We start from the raw sequence: 22,220 nt of genomic DNA on the forward strand, positions 1-22,220 counted from the left end.
CAAGGATCTCTGATGGGGGAATTGTTCCTACAATATAGTTAGGATCTTCTTGCATCTGGAGGGAGTATTGATGCTAGTAGTTCGCCCTATCGCGATGTCGGATTACGACGCGCTGCACACCTGTGCGGTGGAGTCTGGTCACGGATTTACATCTCTACCGGTTAACGAAGAACTGTTAACCAATCGAATCAAACACTCGGAGTACAGCTTTGGTAAGCCCGACGTGACCGAGCCCGGTGACGAAGGCTACCTAATGGTGGGTTTTGACTCTGAATCGGGTGAGGTTGCGGGTACCACCGGAATCGAAGCATCTATTGGCTGGGACGTACCGTTCTACTCATATCACATCAGTAAAGTGGTTCACTCTTCGCCAAAACTCGGCGTAAATAACGTCGTTAAACTACTGACATTTGGCAACAACTACACGGGGAACAGTGAGATTTGTACGCTGTTCCTACGCGAAAAATATCGCCAGGGCCTAAATGGCCGTCTGATGTCTAAGTGCCGCTTTCTTATGATGGCGGAGCACCCGGAGCGTTTCTCTAAAACCATCTTTGCCGAGATGCGTGGCGTCTCTGATGCGAATGGTAATTCTCCATTCTGGCAATGGTTACAAGAGCATTTCTTCTCTATTGATTTCACACTTGCAGATTATCTTACCGGCATCGGCAAGAAAGGCTTTATCGCTGACTTAATGCCAAAGCTGCCAATTTACATCAACCTATTGAGCCCAGAAGCACAAGCGGTGATTGGTCAAGTGCATGACAACACGCGCCCAGCGCTGAAGCTGCTAGAGCGTGAAGGATTTACCAACCGTGGCTACGTCGACATCTTCGATGGCGGTCCAACGGTTGAATGTGACTTACGCAATATCGAATCGGTACGTCATTCATTCCGTGCTCAAGTCAAAATCTCAGCGCATACCAGCACTCAAGACTTCTTGATGTGTAACTCGTCATTCGAGAACTTCCGTGCCGCTGCAGCAAAAGCCGCTTACGACGCAGAAACGCAAAGCGTTGTGCTGGCGCCTGAATTAGCTGATGCGCTCTTGGTGAAGGAAGGGGATTTCGTTCGCCTTCTACCGCAGTAACAGACGACAGAATTTAAGGATAGTAACAATGACACATTGGATTGCAGGTGAATGGGTACAAGGTCAGGGTGAAGAGTTTGTGTCTCTGTCTCCGTACAACCAAGAAGTAATTTGGCGCGGTAACGGTGCAACGGCGGAACAAGTTGACCAAGCCGTTGCTGCAGCGCGTGCTGCGTTCGTCGAATGGAAAAAGCGTCCATTCGCTGAACGCGAAGCAATTGTGTTGGCTTTTGCTGAAAAAGTGAAAGAAAACAGTGAAAAAATTGCCGAAGTGATCGCGAAAGAAACGGGTAAACCAATTTGGGAAACGCGCACAGAAGCGGCTGCAATGGCTGGAAAAATCGCTATTTCTATTCGTGCCTACCATGACCGTACTGGTGAAGCGACTCGCGAAGCTGCGGGCAACCAGATTGTATTGCGACATCGCCCTCTTGGCGTAATGGCGGTGTTTGGGCCATATAACTTCCCTGGTCACTTACCGAATGGCCACATCGTTCCTGCCTTGCTAGCGGGGAACACAGTTGTGTTCAAACCATCTGAGCAAACGCCTTGGACTGGCGAGCTAGCTATGAAATTGTGGGAAGAAGCGGGTTTGCCAAAAGGCGTGATCAACCTTGTTCAAGGTGCGAAGGAAACCGGTATTGCGCTGGCTGATGCGAAAGGTATTGATGGCATTCTGTTTACGGGCAGTGCGAACACGGGTCACATTCTGCATCGTCAGTTTGCAGGTCAACCAGGCAAGATGTTAGCGCTAGAAATGGGCGGCAACAACCCGATGGTCATCTCTGATAACTACGGTGATTTGGATGCAACGGTGTACACCATCATCCAATCGGCATTCATCAGTGCTGGTCAACGTTGTACTTGTGCTCGTCGTTTATACGTGCCGTTTGGTGAGAAAGGGGATGCTCTGATCACTAAGCTGGTGGAAGCGACGAAAAACATTCGCATGGATCAACCATTCGCAGAACCTGCGCCATTTATGGGCCCACAAATCTCTGTGGCTGCGGCGAAGTTCATACTTGATGCGCAAGCAAACCTGCAATCTCTAGGTGGTGAAAGCTTGATTGAAGCGAAAGCAGGAGAGGCGGCGTTTGTTTCTCCTGGCATCATCGATGTGACTAACATTGCTGAGTTGCCAGATGAAGAATACTTCGGACCGCTGCTGCAAGTCGTGCGCTATGAAGGTTTGGATAAAGCCGTAGAGCTGGCGAATGACACGCGCTTTGGCCTGTCGGCAGGTCTTGTATCAACAGACGATCAAGAATGGGAATACTTTGTTGACCACATTCGCGCAGGCATCGTAAACCGCAACCGTCAATTGACGGGCGCAAGTGGTGACGCCCCATTTGGTGGCCCAGGTGCATCAGGCAACCTTCGTCCAAGCGCGTACTACGCGGCGGATTACTGTGCTTACCCTATGGCATCCATGGAAGGGCAGGAGACGGAATTACCTGCGACATTGAGCCCTGGCGTGACGCTTTAAGTTTCAATAACAGGGTCACGACCATGCATCGTGGTCCAATGTGCTGACGCATCATTTAGGTTTGGGTAGTACGCGTTGGCATTACACGGCAAGTGAGCACAGACTCAAAAAGCGTGTTTGACTGACTGACATTTACCGTCACAGGTTGATGGTTGCTCGTTCATTATTCTGGACAGCTTTTGGGCTGTGAACGAGCGACCACACTCTTATCTTAATCCTACATCTCGTAACAAGGAGTCGTTATGACGCCCGATGTGTTATTTGAATCGCTATGGCAAGACTACATCCAACGTCTTTGTCCTTCTGCTGCTAAGGTGCATCAGCTTCTACAAGAAGATGAGGCTCTGATTAATGATCATATTGCTTTACGCACTTTCAATGTTGAACCGCTAGGTATCGAGACATTGGCGAAACCGTTTTTAGCTGCTGGCTATAAAGCGTGTGGGGACTACGTATTTGAGAGCAAAAAACTGGTCGCAAAACACTATGAGCACCCAGATCCGAAGCAGCCTAAAGTCTTCATCAGTGAGCTGAAAGTCGAAGAGTGTTCGCCAGAGCTGCAAGATATTGTGGCGAAACTGGTTGCGCAAGTGGATGCTGAAAAACTGTCGGGCAGTGCATTTCTGCATGGCGGTCGCTTATGGGAGCTAAGCTTTGCTGATTACCAAACGTTGGCTAAAGAGAGCGAGTATGCGTCTTGGCTGGCCGCGCACGGTTATGGTGCTAATCACTTTACGGTGAGTGTGAATCAGCTGAATCAACACGATGAAGTCAAACAGGTTAACGACCATCTTCGTCAAGCAGGGTTTGTGATCAATGAGTCGGGCGGTGAGGTGAAAGGCTCACCAGACGTGTTGCTTGAGCAATCGTCGACGATGGCAGACAAAGTGCCAGTGACGTTCGAAGAGGGTTCGGAAATTATCTCGGGTGGTTTTTACGAGTTTGCTAAACGTTACCCAATGGAGAATGGCGAGTTGTATCCAGGATTTGTTGCCGCTTCAGCAGACAAAATTTTTGAAAGCACTAATGGCTAAACGCCATGGAATACCTCGGGCTAACGTTGTTGTTTGTTAGCCTCTTGCGACCTAGGGTTTGACTGAGTTGCAAGGTAAATAACAAAGTAAATAAAAAGCCACCAATGTCGCCATTGGTGGCTTTTATAATTTTGTTCGTATCACTCTAAGTCGAGATTAACGAGTACCGTAAACCACGATAGTTTTACCGTGCGCAGAGATTAGGTTCTGCTCTTCTAGCATCTTCAAGATACGACCTACTGTCTCACGAGAACAGCCAACGATTTGACCGATTTCTTGACGAGTGATCTTGATTTGCATGCCGTCTGGGTGAGTCATCGCATCTGGTTGTTTAGCAAGGTTCAGAAGCGTCTGAGCGATACGACCAGTTACGTCTAGGAACGCTAGGTCACCCACTTTTTGGCTAGTTACTTGAAGACGACGAGCCATCTGCGCAGAAAGACGCATTAGGATGTCTGGGTTTACTTGGATAAGCTGACGGAACTTCTTGAAAGAAATTTCAGCAACTTCACAAGGAGATTTAGCGCGAACCCAAGCTGTACGCTCTTGGTCTTCTTCGAATAGACCAAGTTCACCAATAAAGTCACCTTGGTTTAGGTAAGAAAGAATCATTTCCTTACCTTCTTCGTCCTTGATAAGAACCGCAACAGAGCCTTTAACGATGTAGTACAACGTTTCAGCTTTTTCACCTGCGTGAATTAGCGTGCTCTTTGATGGGTACTTATGAATATGACAGTGTGAAAGAAACCACTCTAATGTTGGGTCGGTTTGAGGTTTACCTAGAACCATAATATCTCACTTCCTCTGCAGGGTACGCTTGCGCTATCCATATTTTAGCTAAGCCTGAATTAGGCTTACTAGAATAAGAGCACTTTTTATATGCTGCAAGCTCTCTTGTGTTTCGGTAAGAAATAGTATCCTTTTTCGAAAACGATTTCTTGATTTTAATCGTGCCATGATTGAGATTTTGTAAGCAAAACTGTGCACATGATCACGGTATGAAAAGTAAACATCTAGCCCGCTACGTTTTTAGCCAATTTTTCCTGTTTCAATCAGCTGTTGTAGGATAGGCCTAACTATGAGCTCCATTGCAAAGCTCATTTTGCCGCCTGGCACAACAATGGTGTTGTGGCGCGACATAAATGAGCCATCAATCATGGCCAGTAGATATGGGAAGTCGACATTCTTAATGCCGCGCAGACGAATCACCACAAAACTTTCATCTAAACTCGGAATGCCTTTGGCGTTAAGCGGGTTGGAGGTATCGACGGTTGGGACGCGTTGAAAGTTGATGTGAGTACGAGAAAACTGCGGAGTGATGTAATTGAGGTAATCGTCCATTGAGCGCACGATTGAGTCCATCACCGCTTCACGCGAATGGCCGCGATCGCGAGTGTCGCGCACGAATTTTTGGATCCACTCTAAGTTCACAATTGGCACCATGCCAATCAAGAAATCCACATGCTGAGCAACATTAACATCGCCATCAACCACACCACCATGCAGCCCTTCATAAAACAGCACGTCGCTGTTTTCAGGTAAGTCTTGCCACGGTGTAAATGTGCCTGGCATTTGATTGTAGGGAACCGCTTCGTCAAACGTATGCAGATAACGGCGCACGCTGCCAGTGCCGTCATGACCGAACTTACGGAAAAACTCTTCTAATCCCGGGAAGTCATTCGCTTGCGGACCAAAGTAACTGATGTGTCGGCCTTGCTCGCGGGCTTTGCGAATTTCGATGTCCATTTCAGGGCGAGTAAAGCGATGGAAGCTGTCTCCTTCCACCCATGCCGGCCTGATGTTCATCATATTGAACATCTTGCGGAATGCTTCAGACGTCGTGGTTGTGCCGGCACCGGATGAACCAGTAACCGCAATGATTGGATGTTTAGCTGACATGACAAACCTTGTCGAAAATTACGTACCTGTAAAGTGCAGCAGCGAACCGCTGCACGGTCGATAACCCACTATAGCATGTAACAACGACTTGTCATCGAGTGGGATACGGTAAAAATGTGAACGTGCTAAAACTTTGCTTTGAGTTGAATATCAACCGTTTCATGCAGTTCTGAGAACACGATGACGGCTTCACCTTTTTCTAGTTGCGTCTTCACTTGATCGATTTTGTTTTGCAGTGAAATTTCAACCGCGCCATAGTCGGTGCCTTCGCGTAGTACGAACTCACGGATTAGATTTTCCAGTGTTTCTGGCGCGATGTCTTGCCAAGGAATGATCATAAATACCTCAAACTTTTATGATGAAAGGCTAGTTTACTGTGTTCGCGGTTTGGATACAGCTGAAAGGTACTCTGCCGCGACACTTTCGTAGTACGCGGGTAGGGCTTCCTCCAACCAGAACTTTGGCTTTAATGCCGTACCAGTCAGAAAGCCAACGTGTCCGCCGTGCTCAAACAGACGGTAATCAATGTTATCTGGCAGAACAAATTTGGGGATCACCTCTTCGGTCATGAACGGGTCGTCTTTGGCGTGGATGATCAAAGTTGGCAAGGTGATCTGCTGTAACTTGCTCAATCCTGAGCATTGATCGTAATAATCTTGTGCATCCTTAAAACCATGCAGAGGTGCAGTGATCAAGTCATCAAATTCGTACAGACGAGTGACGCGCTTGATGGAGTTGTACGACAGCGCCAATTCGCCATGCAGTAAATGATGTTTTTGTAGAGCATTCCGTTTGAGCGAAGAGAGTAGGTAACGGCGATACACTTTGGAAAAGCCCTGCTCAATTCGATTGGCACAAGCCGCCAGATCCAGTGGTGCAGAGACGATGGTGGCCGCTTTTAAAATCGGGTCATCTTTGTATTGGGCTAAGTAGTTCGCCAGCATATTGCCACCAAGGGAGATGCCGACGGCGACTTTTGGATTGTTTGGAAAGCGCAGATGGAGGTGTTCCAAAAAGAAGCGAGCGTCCGTTACTTCTCCTGAATGGTATGCGCGAGCTTTTTTGTTCGGTTTGCCGCTACAGCCACGAAAATGCATCATCACCGATAACCAACCAGATTTCGCAAACGCATTCATCAGGCCGTTTGCATACGGGCTGTAGAAGCATCCTTCCAAGCCATGAAACAAAACGAAGATGGGTTTGTTCTGCGCACGTTCTTTGGTGGGATCTTCACTCCAAGCGAGATCGAGGAAGTCGCCATCGTCGGTATCCAGCGTCTGCCAAATAGGCGTAAACAGCGCTTTTTTACGAATAAAGCGCGGTAAAAGGGTCTGAAGGTGCGGGTTCTTGATCCCGGCGGCTGCGAAAAATTGTGTCATACCTAACTGCTCTTATATGGTCCTTCATGTCAGTTGAAGAACTTATTAATATAATCCTTTATAAAGATTATAGGTATTCTACAGCGTTATGAGTGTTTTGGTGGGTGAATGTTTGGCACAGGGATAGCAAAGGCTTGTTGCAAATGCTCCCCACCAAGCTGACGACAGTATCTGAGCGTGAGTGGATCGCCATCGTTTTTAATCAGTGTAAGTGAGTTGATACAGTCGACCAAATCGGCTTGTTGTTGCTTTTCGAGTTGCAGTTCAAACTGCAGGCTTTCTCGATACAACGCATCGTTCACTTGGGATTTTAGATGACGTCGCAGGTCGCGAAAAGAGTGCAGCAGCGTTTCACTACGGCCAAGACAGCTTTGAACCAAATGCCAATCTTTCTCTTGGAAGATAAGCTGCTGCTCGTCGAGCCAACGGAGCAGCAGTAATAGATTCACGTTACCGTGGTAATTGTTTTGCAATGATAAACACGCTTCTTTTACTTCTCGCACGCCATAAAACTGCAGGCTGAACTGCCAAAGGTGTTCTAGGGTAAGAGTGTATTCCGCGTGTTTGTTTGTCATTGGTTAAACTCTAGCTCCATCTGCTCCAGTTCTTCCTGAGCAGACATCCATTCCATTTCCACTTCTTCAAGTTCTGATTTGCTCGAAGCTTGAAGGGCCAGCACTTCATTTAGTTTAGCTTTATTTTCGACTTCATACAGTGAGTTATCCGCCAATTGTTCTTCAGCCTCTGCCAGTGCTACACCTAACTTATCCATTTTATTTTCTAATTGTGTCAGGGTTTTGCGAATTGGCGCCGTCAGTTTACGAAATTCCGCTTCGCGACGTTTTTGCTCTTTCTTCGCAGCGGCACTGTTTGCGGTATCTTTAACTGGTTGCGACGCTTGTGCTTCTTTTCGCTCGGCTTTTTGTTGTTCAGTCAGCCACTTGTAGTAGTCGTTTAGGTCACCATCGAATGGCGCAACTTGGCGATCATGCACTAAGTACAAATCATCGGTGGTTGCGCGCAGTAAGTAGCGGTCGTGTGAAACAATCACCATCGCACCTTCGAACGTTTGCAGAGCCATGGTTAACGCTTGGCGCATGTCTAAGTCTAGGTGGTTGGTTGGTTCGTCGAGTAGCAATAAGTTTGGTTTTTGCCACACGATCAATGCCAGCACTAAGCGTGCCTTTTCACCACCAGAGAACGGTGCGACTTTTTCTAGCGCTTTGTCGCCTTGGAAACCAAAACTACCTAGGTAATCGCGCAGTTGCTGCTCTGTTTGATCCGGTGCAATCTGCATCATGTGCTGCAGTGGCGTTTCTTCTGGGTGCAACGTCTCCAACTGGTGCTGAGCAAAGTAGCCGATCTTCACGCCTTGCGAATAGGTGAGATCGCCGCCTTGCGCTTTAAGTTCACCTGAAAGCAGTTTGATTAAGGTAGATTTACCTGCGCCGTTGCGGCCAAGCAAACCAATACGGCTGCCCGGTACTAAGTTCAGACGAATCTTTTCTAAAATTAGGTTGTCGCCGTAACCTGCCGATACGTCGTCCATCATCATTATTGGATTTGGCAGCGCAGCTGGTTGGCGGAATTCAAAGCTGAATGGGTTATCGAACTGCGCGGGCAAGACTTTTTCCATGCGTTCTAGCGCTTTGATTCGGCTTTGCGCTTGGCGCGCTTTCGACGCTTTGTAGCGGAAGCGGTCGATGTAGCTTTGCATGTGCGACATTTGCTTTTGTTGTTTCTCGAACATCGCTTGTTGCAGCATCATTTTTTGCGCACGTTGATTTTCGAATGACGAGTAGTTGCCCGTGTATTCGTTCAGCTGTTGGTTTTCGATATGGATGATGCGACCAACGATCGGATCTAGGAAATCTCGGTCGTGCGAGATCAAGATCAGCGTGCCAGGGTAGTTTTGCAGCCAGCGTTCTAGCCACATTACGGCGTCCAAATCCAAGTGGTTGGTTGGTTCGTCGAGCAGTAGTAGATCGGAACGACACAATAGTGCTTGAGCCAAGTTAAGGCGCATACGCCAACCACCAGAGAACTGAGTTAAGTTCCAGCTCATCTGTTCTTGGCTAAAGCCAAGGCCGTCAAGCAATTCTGCCGCACGGGCACGGATGCTATAACCGCCAATGGTTTCGATCTTGCCGTGAATTTCTGCCACCAGCGTACCGTTGTCTTTTTCTTCGGCAACCGCTAGCTGTTGCTCAAGACCGCGGTATTCGCGATCACCATCAATGACGTATTCCAATGCGCTGCGTTCTAAAGCAGGTGTTTCCTGCGCTACCCACGCCAATTCCCAATGCTGAGGTTGGCTGAACGAGCCCGCGTCAATCGACAGTTCATCTTTCAGTAGAGCAAATAAGGTCGATTTACCACAGCCGTTTTTGCCAACCAGACCCACTTTGTCACCTGGGTGAATGGTTGCCGATGCTTGGTCTAAAAGAGGTTTACCGCCACGCAGTAACTGAATATCAGAGAAGGTAATCATAGGGTTTTTGTTCACTTTGCGCAGCGCGCGTTTCTTGGTCGTTGATCTCGCGATGAATAGTAGGGCTATTGACGGGAAAAGTCGATCACTGAGCTTTAATTGCATTATGCTATACAAAAAAGTATAACAATTTGATAACGGATAAAAATCACCACAAGGACGACCATTTGGCTGTAGCAGCGTCTATTCTCCCAAGAGTTCTGGTCATTTATGCTCACCCAGAGCCGCACAACTCCATTGCTAATCAAGTGATGATAAAGCGAGTGCAATCACTTGAGCACGTGACGGTGCACGATCTTTATGGCGCTTATCCTGATTTCTTTATCGATGTGAATCACGAACATGATCTACTGATGAATCATGATGTGATTGTCTTTCATCATCCTCTTTATATGTATTCATGTCCGGCGTTGTTGAAAGAGTGGTTAGACCGAGTACTCGGCAAGGGCTTTGCGTTTGGCGATGGTTCTGCACTGGAAGGAAAATATTGGCGCAGTGTGATCACCACGGGTGGTAAAGAAGAAGCTTTCAGTGCTAGGGGGTATAACAAGTATCCGTTAGAGCAGATTCTGCAACCGTTCGAGTTGACGGCTGCACTATGTCAGATGCATTGGATGGAGCCTCTGGTGCTGTATTGGTCGCGCAATGTTTCTGATATTGAACGCTATGAACACGCGGAGCAGTATCGTCGATGGCTGAGTAATCCTCTTGATGAGTGGGAAGCGTTGCACCAAGGAGGTCAGCATGGCGATAACCAGTGAGTTTCTACAAAGCAGTGTCGTGTTTCTGTCGGCGGCGGTGATTGCTGTTCCTTTGGCGCAGCGATTTGGCTTAGGTTCGGTACTTGGCTATTTGTTGGCAGGGGTATTGATTGGCCCTTGGGGATTACGCCTGATTAGCGATGTCGATGCGATTCTGCATTTTGCTGAGCTCGGGGTGGTGTTGCTGCTGTTCTTAATTGGCTTGGAATTGAACCCGAAAAAATTATGGCAAATGCGAGGGCCGATTTTAGGTCTTGGCGGCGCGCAAGTTGTGGTGACGACGGCGGTTATTGGTAGCATTGTCAGTTTGTTTGGCTTGAGCATGCAGGTGAGTTTGGTCATCGGCATGGGGCTCGCCCTTTCCTCTACGGCCATTGCACTCAAAGTGATTGAAGAGCAAGGCCTCAATGGCACCGAAACGGGCCAGTCTGGTTTTGCTGTGCTGCTTTTTCAAGATATCGCCGTCATACCGATGTTGGCTATGTTACCGCTTTTGGCTGGTGAACAGAATGTAGGTAGTTGGTTCGATGCTTTTACCGTTTTAGGCAGTGTCGTAGCCTTGTTGATTGGTGGTCACTTTTTATTGCGCCCTCTGTTTCGTTTTGTCGTGATGAGTGGGGTTCGCGAGTTATTTACCGTGGCTTCACTCTTGGTGGTGCTAGGCATTTCGGTGGTGATGCAAAAACTGGGCTTGTCCATGGCGCTAGGAACTTTCTTAGCTGGAGTGCTGCTGGCCGAAAGTGAATATCGCCATGAGCTAGAAATCGCTATCGAGCCGTTTAAAGGTTTGCTTCTTGGTCTGTTTTTTATCGCGGTTGGCATGGCGGTAAACTTGGGCTTACTGGCGTTGCATCCTCTTGAAATTCTTGGTGCGGTGGTGGCTTTGGTTGTGGTGAAAGGTTTGGTGTTGTACGCCCTAGCCAGAGCGGGTCGTGTGCGAGAAAAAGCACGTAGCCGTATGGCCGCCATCTTGAGCCAAGGTGGTGAGTTTGCTTTTGTGATTTTCACCGCGGCAAGCCAAGAAGGCATTTTATCCAAAGAACAAGTGGCGTTTTTGTTGGTTGTGGTGAGTCTATCGATGGTGACCACGCCACTCTTGTTGATGGGACAAAAGAAGTGGTTCGCTCATACACTTAATCAGGAAGAAGAGAGCGTCACCAGTCACGTGGTTGATCGTCGACCTCGTGTCATCATTGCGGGTTTTGGTCGTTTTGGGCAAATCGTTGGGCGCTTAATGTACGCCAATAAAATCAAAGTTACGGTATTGGAAAGTGACGCCAGCCAAATTCACTTACTGCGTAAGTACGGTTACAAAGTTTTTTATGGCGATGCCACGCAAATCGATTTGTTGCGCGCCGCTGGCGCAGACAAAGCGGAAGCGTTAGTGATTTGTACAGACTCGCCGGATGAAGTGATGGCGATTGTCGATATCTGCCGTACGCATTTTCCGAATCTCAAATTGCTCGCTCGTGCTCGAAGCCGAGTGGAAGCCTATCAGTTGATGAGCCATGGTGTGCAAAACTATTCGCGTGAGACTTTTTTAGGCGCACTGGATCTTGGTCGTCAAACTCTGGTTGAGTTAGGCATGCACCCATATCAAGCAAAGCGGGCAGAAGCACATTTTCGTAAGCTCGATAATGCTATGCTTAAAGACTTGCTGCCTCAGCATAATGAAGATAAGAAGCTCGCCCAAAGAGCCAAAGAAGCTCGTAAAGAGCTAGAAGAAATTTTTGGTCGTGAGATGGAAAGCGATCACCAGTCGCCTAATCATTGGAAGTAGTACCCGCAGACCTAAGCGGGAAAAGGAACAAAAGTGAAAGCCAAGAAACGTTTTATCGCGGGGGCAACTTGCCCACAGTGCAGCCAGCAAGATACCCTACGCTGGTGGATAGAAAACAATATTGAGTTAGTCGAGTGCGTTGAGTGTGACTACACCGAGCAGCGTAAACCGCAATCTGTAGAGAAAAATAAACACTCCGCGCAGGAAATGATTGGGATTTTTAAGCCTGAGTAATTGAACTTCGATAATTGATCCCCATAATACTACCATCGCAGTACTTAACCCCATTCTGGTTAAGTCTTAATCTCTCTGGAGTTAGTATGAAAATTGAAAAGAACGTTGTTGCAAGCCTTGCATACAAAGTAATGATGGAAGACGGTGTAGTAGTTGACCAATCAACTGCAGACGCACCTCTAGATTACCTTCACGGTCACAACAACCTAATCACAGGTCTTGAAAAAGAGCTTGAAGGTAAAGTGGCTGGCGACAAGTTCTCAGTAACTGTAGCTCCTGAAGATGCATACGGTGAGCACAACGACGCTCTAGTTCAGCGCGTTCCTGCTGACGTATTCCAAGGTGTTGAACAAATCGAAGTTGGCATGCGTTTCCTAGCAGACACTGACCAAGGTCCAATCCCTGTAGAAGTGACTGAAGTGGACGGCGACGAAGTGGTTGTTGATGGTAACCACATGCTAGCAGGCCAAACGCTAACATTCGAAGTTGAAGTAATGGCAACTCGTGAAGCAACAGCAGAAGAGATCGAACACGGTCACATTCACCAAGCTGGTGGTTGTTGTGGTGGCCATGACCACGATCACGACCATGAAGGCGGCTGTTGTGGCGGCGAAGAGAAAGGCGACGACCACGAATGTTGTGGCGGCGGCGGTTGCGGTTCTCACTAATCGCATGCTCTTCACTAGATAAACGCATCTAGTAAAGCTTTAAAAAAGCGCAAGTTGAGGTTTCAACTTGCGCTTTTTGTTTATCTGCGGTGTAGTGCAAATCATACAAGGAATAACAGTTGGACAAAGCGATGACGAAACCGTTCTCAATTGCCATTCACGGCGGAGCAGGCACCATTTTGCGTGAACAAATGAGTGATGAACTTCAGCAATCCATCTTGGCAGACTTAGAAGCAGCGGTAAAAGCAGGACACCAAATACTCGAACAAGGCGGAGAAGCGCTTGATGCGGTGGTCGCTGCGGTAAAAGTGCTGGAAGACTCTCCCAACTTTAATGCGGGTAAAGGCTCGGTTCTGACTCACAACGAAATGGTAGAAATGGATGCCTCTGTGATGGATGGTCGCAACCTTGCCGCAGGTGCTGTCGCGGGCGTTAGACACATTAAAAACCCGATCGAGCTGGCTCGGGATGTGATGCTTCGCAGCAACCATGTGTTGTTGGTTGGTGAAGGTGCTGAGAAGTTTGCTTTTGAACAAGGCCATCAATACACCGAACAAGATTACTTCTTCACAGATCGCCGTTATGAACAGCTGCTCTCAATGCGTGAGAAAGGTTTGTTTGCGTTATCTGAGTCTCGTTACCCGGATGATCGTAAACACGGCACCGTAGGCGCAGTGGCGTTAGACCAGCAAGGCAACTTAGCTGCGGCGACCAGTACGGGTGGGGTAACCAATAAGCAATATGGTCGTGTTGGAGATTCTGCACTGATAGGTTGTGGCACGGTGGCTGAGAATGGCGTGGTGGCAGTTTCAACTACGGGTGTTGGTGAGTTCTTTATTCGTAAACGTGTTGCGGAAGATGTAGCAGCACGTATGCGTTATTTGCAAGAGGACGTACATACCGCGTGTGAAGCCATTATTCAGGGAGATCTCAAAACCATGGGCGGAGAAGGTGGCCTGATTGCCATTGATGCGAATGGGGAGTTGCATTTCGCTATGAACAGTACGGGGATGTATCGTGCGGGTATCAATACTCGTGGTGAGTTGTGTGTGAAAATCTACGCTAACGACTAACCGTTCGATCATTTCACGATGAGCCACCGTGCAATTACAACAAAGCCCAGCATAAGTCTGGGCTTTGTTTTGTCTTTCGCGTATTGATCAGTAATGCGGCGGCGGTGGCTCGTTGGCTGGATCTTCCATATTCGAAGAATCCATATTTTTCACTTTGCCTACTACGTACTTCATTTGATCTTGCATCTTCGTGATCTGCAATTGTTGTTGTGACAATGCACTGTTCAGATCTTCGATTGTTTGCTCTTGGAACGCCACCTGACACTCTAAGTCGTTGATGCGTGCTTCCAATTGCTCAATGAGTTTTTCTGTCATGACCCGTTCTCTAGTTGCCAAGCTTGGGCGATGCCCGCTGATGTGGCAGTAATTACACGTTGCTTAGAATCAAAGGCAGCATCATACACGACCGCGCGAGGAGGGCGAGTATCTTTTTTCGGCTCGACTTCAAATCCGTCAATGCGCTTTCCGCTCTGCGTATCCCAAATTGAGACGCGGCCTGAAGGTGTTCCCGTCACCAGTTGAGAGCCATCATCAGAAAAACGCGCGGTAGAGAAAATCAGCTGGCGCGACCAACTGCTGAGTTGCGAAACCTTTTGACCCGTTTCTAAATTCCAAATGATCGCTTGATTGCCACCGTCTGACGTCATGGCGAGTTTGCCATCTCGTTGCAGTGCCACGCGCACAACACGTTGTTCATGTTCAAAAGTTCGTAATACCTGACCAGATTCAGTATCCCAGAGGTAAGCTTTGTAGTCGTTACCGCCTGTCAATGCGAATCGACCATTGGGAGAGATGGCGACAGAGTTGACTTTTTCTCGGTGAGCGAGGAACTCCAAGCGACGACCGGTGACTAAGTTGACGTAAATGGCTTTACCGTTTGAGAGCCCGAGTAGCACTTGTTCACCGTTGCTGGTGATGTCGATGTCGCGAATTAACGCGTCAGAAATGGACCACAGCCCTTGTGCTTGCGTCCAGCCAAGGTCCCAAACGGCAAAGTTCATTTGACCTGCGGTTACAGCAAAACGGCCGTTGTCTGAAATACGAATATGAGATACCGCGTTGCCATCGGCATCAAGCTCTCCAAGCGTTGCGAGTTTTTTGTTTTGCTCTAGGTCCCACAAAACCAAGTGGTGTTCTTCAGAGTAGAGCAGGGCAAATCGACCATCTCGGCTGAGTCCAAAGCTCGTTGAGCCCTGTGGTTCGAGTGGCCAACGTTGAACTTCATGCTCGGTAAAAAAGCAACCATTTAACGTGGTGATGACAATTAAATATAGGAATAAATGAGAAATTCTTTGCATCACATCTAATAATCCGGTTTGTGTCTTAAGACATATAGCTAGTATATTGGTATAACGATTGTCTTCACCAGTCTCATATAAGATTTGTGCACAATAACCAATGGCGAAGCCATTATTGGGAGAATTTAATGAAATCAGTTTTAAAAGTGTCGCTACTTGCTGCAACAGTAATGCTAGCGGTAGGTTGTCAGAAAGAAGAAACAAAACCAGAAGCAGCACCTCAAGCAGAACAAGTTCAAGCAGAAACAGGTAAAGCGGTTCACTTTAAAACCGACGACGACAAAGCGGCATACGCAATCGGTGTTTCATTTGCTAACTACCTAAGCACTAGCATCGAAAAACCAAGCGAAATCGGTATCAACCTAAACAAAGACCTTGTTCTTAAAGGTATCGAAGATGTGTTTAAAGGCAATGCAGAGCTAAACGAAGAAGAAACACGTGCTGCTCTAGAGTCTCTAGACAAGCGTGTTGCTGAGAAGATGCAAGCACAAGCAGCAGAAAAAGCAGCGGCAGCGAAAAAAGCTGGCGATGATTTCCGTGCGGAATTCGAAAAGCAAGAAGGCGTAGTGAAAACAGACACAGGTCTTCTATACCAAGTAATCACACCTGCTGAAGGCGAGAAGCCAAAAGACACTGACACTGTACAAGTACACTACAAAGGTACGTTGATTGACGGTACTCAGTTCGACAGCTCTTACGATCGTGGTGAGCCAGCAACGTTCCCTCTAAACCGTGTTATCCCAGGTTGGACAGAAGGTGTTCAGCTAATGCCAGTGGGCTCTAAATTCAAATTTGTTATCCCGCCAGAGCTTGCATACGGTGACCAAGACACGCCAAGCATTCCAGCAAACTCAACACTTGTATTTGAAGTTGAGCTACTAAAAGTTGAGAATGACAAAGCTGAGCAATAAGAACGAGCTGAGCTAAGTTATTGAAAAAGGTCCGTTTAACGGGCCTTTTTTGTTCTAGGTCACTAGTTGGTTAGTTTGCTAGGTTGCGTTTCAAATTTTCTGATAAACTTACACCAATTTGTTGATTTTTCGCTCGAAGGCTTATGACAACTACAGAAACAATAAATGCGGAGATGTTGCTCGAAATGGAATCGGTTAACGTGATGCCATTTACTGAGCACGACAAAATCATCTTGAGATCTTACGAAGCGGTCGTGGACGGTATCGCGAGCCTGATCGGTCCGTTTTGTGAAATCGTTCTTCACTCTCTGGAAGACTTAAATACCTCTGCAATCAAAATCGCCAATGGCGAAAACACCGGCCGCCAAGTAGGTTCGCCTATTACTGACTTAGCGCTAAAAATGCTGAAAGACATTGAAGGCTCTGAGCGTAATTTCTCACGTTCTTACTTCACACGTGCCAAAGGCGGCGTACTAATGAAGTCAATCACTGTTGCGATCCGCAACGGTGAAAATCGCGTAATTGGTTTGCTGTGTATCAACGTCAACCTTGATGCGCCATTTTCGCAAGTGTTGCAATCTTTCATGCCAACGCAAGAAGCGAAAGAAGCCGCTTCATCGGTGAACTTCGCGAGTGACGTAGAAGAGCTGGTGGACCAAACCGTTGAACGTACGATTGAAGAAATCAATGCGGATAAATCGGTATCGAACAACACTAAGAATCGTCAGATCGTGATGGAGTTGTACGATAAAGGCATCTTCGACATCAAAGATGCCATCAACCGTGTTGCCGATCGTCTTAACATTTCAAAACACACCGTGTACTTATACATTCGTCAACGTAAAACCGAGGACGAATAAGCGTGGGTGGATTAACTTACACGCTGGTGGTAAATGGCTCTGTTTACGGCAGCCAATCGGCACGCAGCGCATACCAATTCGCACAAGCAGTCATTGAACAAGGGCATACTCTGGTGAGTGTGTTCTTTTATCAAGATGGTGTGACCAACGGTACTGCGTTAAGTGTGCCAGCTAATGATGAGTTTGATTTGACTAAAGCATGGCAAGGTCTCGCTAAAGAACATGATGTGCGTTTGGAAACGTGTGTCGCTGCAGCGCTGCGTCGTGGCATCATTAGTGAGGATGAAGCCACTCAACATGGTTTAACACAAAACAATCTTGCAGAAGGTTTTGTACAAGCGGGTTTGGGCAGTCTAGCCGAAGCGATGTTAACCCAAGACAGAGTGGTACAGTTTTGAGTCAGTTAACTTATCTATTTCGAAGCGCACCGCATGGCAGCGCAGCTGGTCGCGAAGGCGTTGATGCGCTTTTAGCGGCTTCCGCGTATTGCGAAAATATCACCGTGATCTTTATCGGAGATGGCGTGTATCAACTTCTGTTAGGTCAAGAACCTAGTGGTATCTTAAGCAAAGATTACGCGCCGATGCTCAAGTTATTCGATCTATACGACATCGAACAGGTGTTTGTGTGTTCAGAATCATTAGCGCAACGAGGATTGGCTCAAGCCGATCTCGTTATAGATGCTCAAGCACTCAGCCTTGAGCAAGTAAAAGAAAAACTGCAGCAAGCTGGCAAGTTACTGTCATTCTGAGGACGCTATGTTACACATCATCAAAACCGTTTCTGCCTTAGAAGATGCATTCGCATTGTATAGCGAACAAGATGCAGCCCTGCTGATTGAAGATGCCGTCTACGCCGCAAATCCACAGCACAAGGCGTTTAGCCATGTAAAACACGCCACTGTGTTCGCATTAGAAAGCGATATTCAAGCGCGAGGAATGGCAAATCGTATCAGTCCATCAGTGACTGTCGTAGACTACGTTGGCTTTGTCGAATTGACGGCAAAACACGATAAATCTCTCACCTGGGATTAATACACCTTTCCTGTCGATAAAGCTTTACGGATGAATTGCTCTAATTGAACAAAAAAGATCCGTATATTTCTTGACACACCTCTCACTGCTGCATAGAATTTTGCGTCCCTAACTGCCAATGGTGGCTAGGGATAGATTTTTCACAAAGCTTACTTTCAAGTAAATCAGGAGCTAGTTAATGGCAACTATTAACCAGTTGGTACGTAAGCCACGTGCAAAGCAAGTTGTTAAAAGCAACGTGCCTGCACTAGAAGCGTGCCCACAAAAACGTGGTGTATGTACTCGTGTTTACACTACTACACCTAAAAAACCTAACTCAGCACTTCGTAAAGTTTGTCGTGTACGTCTGACAAACGGCTTCGAAGTTACTTCGTACATCGGCGGTGAAGGTCACAACCTTCAAGAGCACTCAGTTGTTCTAATCCGTGGTGGTCGTGTTAAAGACCTTCCAGGTGTGCGTTACCACACTGTTCGCGGCGCACTAGACTGTGCTGGCGTAAATGACCGTAAACAAGGTCGTTCTAAGTACGGTGTGAAGCGTCCTAAGTCTTAATGGATTCCGTTAAGTAAGGCCAAACACTAAATTATTTTTAATTTTTTGAAAAAACTGAAAAGTTTTGGATAAAACCTGAAGAAGACAACGGAGATAAATCCATGCCACGTCGTCGCGTCATTGGTCAGCGTAAGATCCTTCCAGATCCAAAATTCAAATCTGAATTGCTGGCAAAATTCGTTAACATCCTAATGGTTGACGGTAAAAAATCTACTGCAGAGAAAATCGTTTACACTGCACTAGATTCTATGGCTGAAAAGTCTGGTAAAGACCACTTAGCTATTTTTGAAGAAGCTCTTGAAAACGTTCGCCCAGCGGTAGAGGTTAAATCTCGCCGTGTTGGTGGTTCAACTTACCAAGTTCCTGTAGAAGTACGTCCGGTTCGCCGTAACGCACTTGCTATGCGTTGGTTGGTTGAAGCTGCGCGTAAGCGTGGTGAAAAATCTATGGCTCAACGCCTAGCTGCTGAAATGCTAGACGCGTCTGAGAACAAAGGTACTGCTGTTAAGAAACGTGAAGACGTTCACCGTATGGCAGAAGCGAACAAAGCGTTTGCACATTACCGTTGGTAATACCTTTTCAGTGCTGCAAGGTTCCTTGCAGCACTTCTTTAGTTCCTATGCCTATGCTAGGAACTATTGCTATATCTAGGGGATAGCATTTTTTAGCTATAGCAATAGTCCCTATCTCTAAGTTAAGAGGATTCAATCGTGGCTCGCAAAACTCCTATTGAGCACTACCGTAATATCGGTATCTGTGCTCACGTAGATGCAGGTAAAACAACCACTACTGAACGTATTCTGTTCTACACTGGTCTGTCTCATAAAATCGGTGAAGTTCACGATGGTGCAGCAACCATGGACTGGATGGAGCAGGAGCAGGAACGTGGTATCACTATCACTTCAGCTGCGACGACTACTTTCTGGCGTGGTATGGAAGCACAGTTCCCTGAGCATCGCGTAAACATCATTGATACTCCAGGACACGTTGACTTTACGATCGAAGTAGAGCGTTCTCTTCGTGTACTTGATGGTGCAGTGGTTGTGTTCTGTGGCTCGTCTGGTGTTGAACCTCAGTCTGAAACAGTATGGCGTCAAGCTGACAAATACCACGTTCCTCGCATGGTGTTTGTAAACAAGATGGACCGTGCAGGTGCAGACTTCCTACGCGTTGTGGATCAAATTAAAAACCGTCTTGGTGCGAACCCTGTTCCAATCCAACTAAACGTTGGTGCTGAAGAGGACTTCCGTGGTGTTATCGACCTTATCAAGATGAAGATGATCAACTGGAATGATGCCGACCAAGGCATGTCGTTCACTTACGAAGACATTCCAGCAGACATGATCGAGCTTGCTGAAGAATGGCGCAATCACATGATTGAGTCAGCAGCAGAAGCAAGTGAAGAGCTAATGGACAAGTACCTTGAAGAAGGTGAATTGACCGAAGCTGAGATCAAACAAGCTCTACGTACTCGCACACTAAACAACGAAATCGTACTGGCTACTTGTGGTAGTGCGTTCAAAAACAAAGGTGTTCAAGCGGTACTGGATGCAGTAATCGAATTTTTGCCATCGCCATCTGACGTACCTGCAATTAAAGGTGTTGACGAGAAAGATAACGAAATTGAGCGTCACGCAGACGACAATGAACCGTTCTCAGCACTGGCGTTCAAGATCGCGACAGACCCATTCGTGGGTACGCTTACTTTCATGCGTGTTTATTCTGGTGTTGTTAACTCAGGTGACGCGGTTTACAACTCTGTAAAAGAGAAGAAAGAGCGTTTTGGTCGTATCGTTCAGATGCATGCAAACAAGCGTGAAGAAATCAAAGAAGTTCGCGCTGGTGACATTGCTGCTGCTATCGGTCTGAAAGATGTAACGACAGGTGACACACTGTGTGACCAGAACCACAAAGTGATTCTGGAGCGCATGGAATTCCCTGAACCAGTTATTCAGATCGCTGTAGAACCTCGTTCTAAAGCAGACCAAGAGAAAATGGGTATCGCGCTAGGTAAACTGGCTGCGGAAGATCCATCATTCCGCGTAGAAACGGACGACGAAACAGGTCAGACTCTGATCTCTGGTATGGGTGAACTTCACCTAGATATCATCGTTGATCGTATGAAGCGTGAATTCAGCGTTGATTGTAACGTTGGTAAACCTCAGGTTGCTTACCGTGAAACCATTCGTGGTAAAGCGGAAGTGGAAGGCAAGTTCGTTCGTCAATCTGGCGGTCGCGGTCAATACGGTCACGTATGGGTCAAACTTGAGCCTTCAGAACCTGGTGAAGGTTTCGTATTCGTAGACGAAATCGTGGGCGGTGTGATTCCTAAGGAATACATTAGTTCGGTAGCGAAAGGTATCGAAGAGCAAATGAATAGTGGTGTTCTAGCGGGTTACCCTGTCCTAGATATTAAAGCTACACTATTTGATGGCTCTTACCACGATGTAGACTCAAGCGAGATGGCGTTTAAGATCGCTGGCTCGATGGCATTCAAGAAAGGTGCACTAGAAGCACAACCTGTGATTCTAGAACCAATGATGAATGTCGAAGTAACCACTCCGGAAGATTGGATGGGGGACGTTGTTGGTGACCTAAACCGTCGTCGCGGTATGATCGAAGGTATGGATGAAGGTGTGGCTGGTCTTAAGATCATCCGTGCTCAAGTTCCACTATCTGAGATGTTTGGTTACGCAACTGACCTACGTTCTGCAACTCAAGGCCGTGCGTCTTACTCTATGGAGTTTAACGAGTACGCTGAAGTGCCGAAAAACTTCGCAGATAAAATTATTGCAGAGCGTGGTTACTAATTGACGATTGAACTACAAAAAGTTTACGACTTTTTGCGAGATCAAGCCGTCCAAATATTGCGCTAACGGGCGTTGGCGCATAAAATAACAATTTCTGGCGCGTCGTAGATCAATAATGATCACGGCGAATCATAACTAGGAAGGAACACGATCGTGTCTAAAGAAAAATTTGAACGTACGAAACCGCACGTTAACGTTGGTACAATCGGCCACGTTGACCACGGTAAAACAACTCTAACTGCTGCTATCTGTACTACTCTAGCTAAAGTGTACGGCGGTGAAGCGAAAGACTTCGCATCTATCGATAACGCTCCAGAAGAGCGTGAGCGCGGTATCACAATCGCAACTTCTCACGTAGAGTACGACACTCCAAGCCGTCACTACGCGCACGTTGACTGTCCAGGACACGCTGACTACGTTAAAAACATGATCACTGGTGCTGCACAGATGGACGGTGGTATCCTAGTTGTTGCTGCGACAGATGGCCCAATGCCACAAACTCGTGAGCACATCCTACTAGGCCGTCAGGTTGGTATCCCATACATCATCGTATTCATGAACAAATGTGACATGGTTGACGATGAAGAGCTACTAGAACTAGTAGAAATGGAAGTTCGTGAACTTCTATCTGAGTACGATTTCCCAGGTGATGACCTACCAGTTATCCAAGGTTCTGCACTAGGCGCACTAAACGGCGAAGAGCAGTGGGAAGCGAAAATCGTTGAACTAGCTGAAGCTCTAGATACTTACATCCCTGAGCCAGAGCGTGCGGTAGATCAGCCATTCCTAATGCCTATCGAAGACGTATTCTCAATCCAAGGTCGTGGTACAGTAGTAACTGGCCGTATCGAGCGTGGTA

The 22,220-nt window shown here is 47.2% G+C and carries 25 protein-coding genes; 17 read left to right on the forward strand and 8 right to left on the reverse strand.

Going from position 1 to position 22,220, the window contains the following annotated elements; all coding sequences use genetic code 11:
• Positions 1-70 precede the first annotated feature (70 nt).
• The 3 genes from astA (at position 71) to NL646_RS19845 (ending at position 3,610) form a co-directional block, all read left to right on the forward strand.
• Positions 71-1,090 carry an arginine N-succinyltransferase gene (gene astA, locus NL646_RS19835; protein WP_005458129.1) on the forward strand — a complete coding sequence of 340 codons (1,020 nt, stop codon included), beginning with the start codon at positions 71-73 and terminating at the stop codon, positions 1,088-1,090.
• Between the two features lie 28 nt (positions 1,091-1,118).
• Positions 1,119-2,576 carry a succinylglutamate-semialdehyde dehydrogenase gene (astD, locus tag NL646_RS19840; RefSeq protein ID WP_005480036.1) on the forward strand — a complete coding sequence of 486 codons (1,458 nt, stop codon included), beginning with the start codon at positions 1,119-1,121 and terminating at the stop codon, positions 2,574-2,576.
• 242 nt (positions 2,577-2,818) lie between these two features.
• Entirely contained in the window at positions 2,819-3,610 is a 792-nt protein-coding gene (locus tag NL646_RS19845) for a DUF1338 domain-containing protein (protein ID WP_253664599.1), read from the forward strand.
• 156 nt (positions 3,611-3,766) lie between these two features.
• Here the strand turns inward: NL646_RS19845 and crp are convergent, their stop codons facing one another.
• From crp to NL646_RS19875, 6 genes are all read right to left on the reverse strand, one after another.
• Positions 3,767-4,399, reverse strand: coding sequence for a cAMP-activated global transcriptional regulator CRP (gene crp / locus NL646_RS19850; RefSeq protein WP_005381432.1), 633 nt, complete (start codon positions 4,397-4,399; stop codon positions 3,767-3,769).
• 240 nt (positions 4,400-4,639) lie between these two features.
• Positions 4,640-5,509: a phosphoribulokinase gene (locus tag NL646_RS19855; RefSeq protein ID WP_005458134.1), complete on the reverse strand. Its 870-nt coding sequence runs from the start codon at positions 5,507-5,509 to the stop codon at positions 4,640-4,642.
• A gap of 125 nt (positions 5,510-5,634) precedes the next feature.
• Entirely contained in the window at positions 5,635-5,847 is a 213-nt protein-coding gene (locus NL646_RS19860; RefSeq protein WP_005458136.1) for a YheU family protein, read from the reverse strand.
• Between the two features lie 33 nt (positions 5,848-5,880).
• Positions 5,881-6,888 carry a hydrolase gene (locus NL646_RS19865; RefSeq protein WP_020904540.1) on the reverse strand — a complete coding sequence of 336 codons (1,008 nt, stop codon included), beginning with the start codon at positions 6,886-6,888 and terminating at the stop codon, positions 5,881-5,883.
• An 86-nt stretch (positions 6,889-6,974) separates the two neighbouring features.
• A complete protein-coding gene (locus NL646_RS19870) occupies positions 6,975-7,463 on the reverse strand; it encodes a TIGR02444 family protein (RefSeq protein WP_005458139.1) in 489 nt (162 codons plus the stop codon).
• The gene (locus NL646_RS19875; protein WP_253664601.1) at positions 7,460-9,379 is read right to left on the reverse strand and encodes an ABC transporter ATP-binding protein; all 1,920 of its coding nucleotides are present in this window, start codon (positions 9,377-9,379) and stop codon (positions 7,460-7,462) included. The genes NL646_RS19870 and NL646_RS19875 overlap by 4 nt, the downstream gene beginning before the upstream one ends.
• A 167-nt stretch (positions 9,380-9,546) precedes the next feature.
• Between NL646_RS19875 and kefG the strand changes: the two genes are divergently transcribed.
• The 5 genes from kefG (at position 9,547) to NL646_RS19900 (ending at position 13,895) form a co-directional block, all read left to right on the forward strand.
• Positions 9,547-10,140 (forward strand): glutathione-regulated potassium-efflux system ancillary protein KefG, encoded by a 594-nt coding sequence (gene kefG / locus NL646_RS19880; protein WP_005480062.1) that lies wholly within the window; start codon positions 9,547-9,549, stop codon positions 10,138-10,140.
• The gene (gene kefB, locus NL646_RS19885; RefSeq protein ID WP_005464769.1) at positions 10,124-11,920 is read left to right on the forward strand and encodes a glutathione-regulated potassium-efflux system protein KefB; all 1,797 of its coding nucleotides are present in this window, start codon (positions 10,124-10,126) and stop codon (positions 11,918-11,920) included. Before kefG ends, kefB begins: the two co-directional genes overlap by 17 nt.
• A 33-nt stretch (positions 11,921-11,953) precedes the next feature.
• A complete protein-coding gene (locus tag NL646_RS19890; RefSeq protein ID WP_005464767.1) occupies positions 11,954-12,154 on the forward strand; it encodes a YheV family putative zinc ribbon protein in 201 nt (66 codons plus the stop codon).
• Between the two features lie 86 nt (positions 12,155-12,240).
• Positions 12,241-12,822 (forward strand): peptidylprolyl isomerase, encoded by a 582-nt coding sequence (gene slyD / locus NL646_RS19895; protein WP_005485547.1) that lies wholly within the window; start codon positions 12,241-12,243, stop codon positions 12,820-12,822.
• Positions 12,823-12,953: 131 nt separating this feature from the next.
• The gene (locus NL646_RS19900) at positions 12,954-13,895 is read left to right on the forward strand and encodes an isoaspartyl peptidase/L-asparaginase family protein (RefSeq protein ID WP_005496537.1); all 942 of its coding nucleotides are present in this window, start codon (positions 12,954-12,956) and stop codon (positions 13,893-13,895) included.
• An 87-nt stretch (positions 13,896-13,982) separates the two neighbouring features.
• Here the strand turns inward: NL646_RS19900 and NL646_RS19905 are convergent, their stop codons facing one another.
• Together NL646_RS19905 and NL646_RS19910 are read right to left on the reverse strand one after the other, a co-directional pair.
• Positions 13,983-14,210, reverse strand: coding sequence for a SlyX family protein (locus NL646_RS19905; protein ID WP_005458294.1), 228 nt, complete (start codon positions 14,208-14,210; stop codon positions 13,983-13,985).
• Positions 14,207-15,193 (reverse strand): WD40 repeat domain-containing protein, encoded by a 987-nt coding sequence (locus tag NL646_RS19910; protein WP_021453043.1) that lies wholly within the window; start codon positions 15,191-15,193, stop codon positions 14,207-14,209. The genes NL646_RS19905 and NL646_RS19910 overlap by 4 nt, the downstream gene beginning before the upstream one ends.
• Before the next feature lie 128 nt (positions 15,194-15,321).
• Between NL646_RS19910 and fkpA the strand changes: the two genes are divergently transcribed.
• The 9 genes from fkpA to NL646_RS19955 form a co-directional block, all read left to right on the forward strand.
• Positions 15,322-16,104, forward strand: coding sequence for an FKBP-type peptidyl-prolyl cis-trans isomerase (fkpA, locus tag NL646_RS19915; protein ID WP_005458290.1), 783 nt, complete (start codon positions 15,322-15,324; stop codon positions 16,102-16,104).
• 143 nt (positions 16,105-16,247) lie between these two features.
• Complete coding sequence (locus tag NL646_RS19920; RefSeq protein ID WP_005438378.1) at positions 16,248-16,964, forward strand: transcriptional regulator; 717 nt, start codon at positions 16,248-16,250, stop codon at positions 16,962-16,964.
• A 2-nt stretch (positions 16,965-16,966) separates the two neighbouring features.
• The gene (gene tusD / locus NL646_RS19925; protein ID WP_005458288.1) at positions 16,967-17,362 is read left to right on the forward strand and encodes a sulfurtransferase complex subunit TusD; all 396 of its coding nucleotides are present in this window, start codon (positions 16,967-16,969) and stop codon (positions 17,360-17,362) included.
• Positions 17,359-17,715, forward strand: coding sequence for a sulfurtransferase complex subunit TusC (tusC, locus tag NL646_RS19930; protein WP_021454333.1), 357 nt, complete (start codon positions 17,359-17,361; stop codon positions 17,713-17,715). The genes tusD and tusC overlap by 4 nt, the downstream gene beginning before the upstream one ends.
• Positions 17,716-17,722: 7 nt before the next feature.
• Complete coding sequence (tusB, locus tag NL646_RS19935) at positions 17,723-17,998, forward strand: sulfurtransferase complex subunit TusB (protein ID WP_005481146.1); 276 nt, start codon at positions 17,723-17,725, stop codon at positions 17,996-17,998.
• 178 nt (positions 17,999-18,176) lie between these two features.
• Positions 18,177-18,551, forward strand: coding sequence for a 30S ribosomal protein S12 (gene rpsL, locus NL646_RS19940; protein ID WP_004399892.1), 375 nt, complete (start codon positions 18,177-18,179; stop codon positions 18,549-18,551).
• A 101-nt stretch (positions 18,552-18,652) separates the two neighbouring features.
• Positions 18,653-19,123, forward strand: coding sequence for a 30S ribosomal protein S7 (rpsG, locus tag NL646_RS19945; protein WP_005488949.1), 471 nt, complete (start codon positions 18,653-18,655; stop codon positions 19,121-19,123).
• A gap of 138 nt (positions 19,124-19,261) precedes the next feature.
• Entirely contained in the window at positions 19,262-21,361 is a 2,100-nt protein-coding gene (fusA, locus tag NL646_RS19950) for an elongation factor G (protein WP_005496543.1), read from the forward strand.
• 153 nt (positions 21,362-21,514) lie between these two features.
• The coding region (locus NL646_RS19955) for an elongation factor Tu (RefSeq protein WP_193282853.1) at positions 21,515-22,220 on the forward strand (706 nt) is incomplete at its 3' end.

The sequence above is a fragment of the Vibrio sp. Y20_XG_PY13 genome (assembly GCF_024181925.1).
In the GTDB taxonomy this organism is placed as follows: Bacteria; Pseudomonadota; Gammaproteobacteria; order Enterobacterales; family Vibrionaceae; genus Vibrio; species Vibrio parahaemolyticus.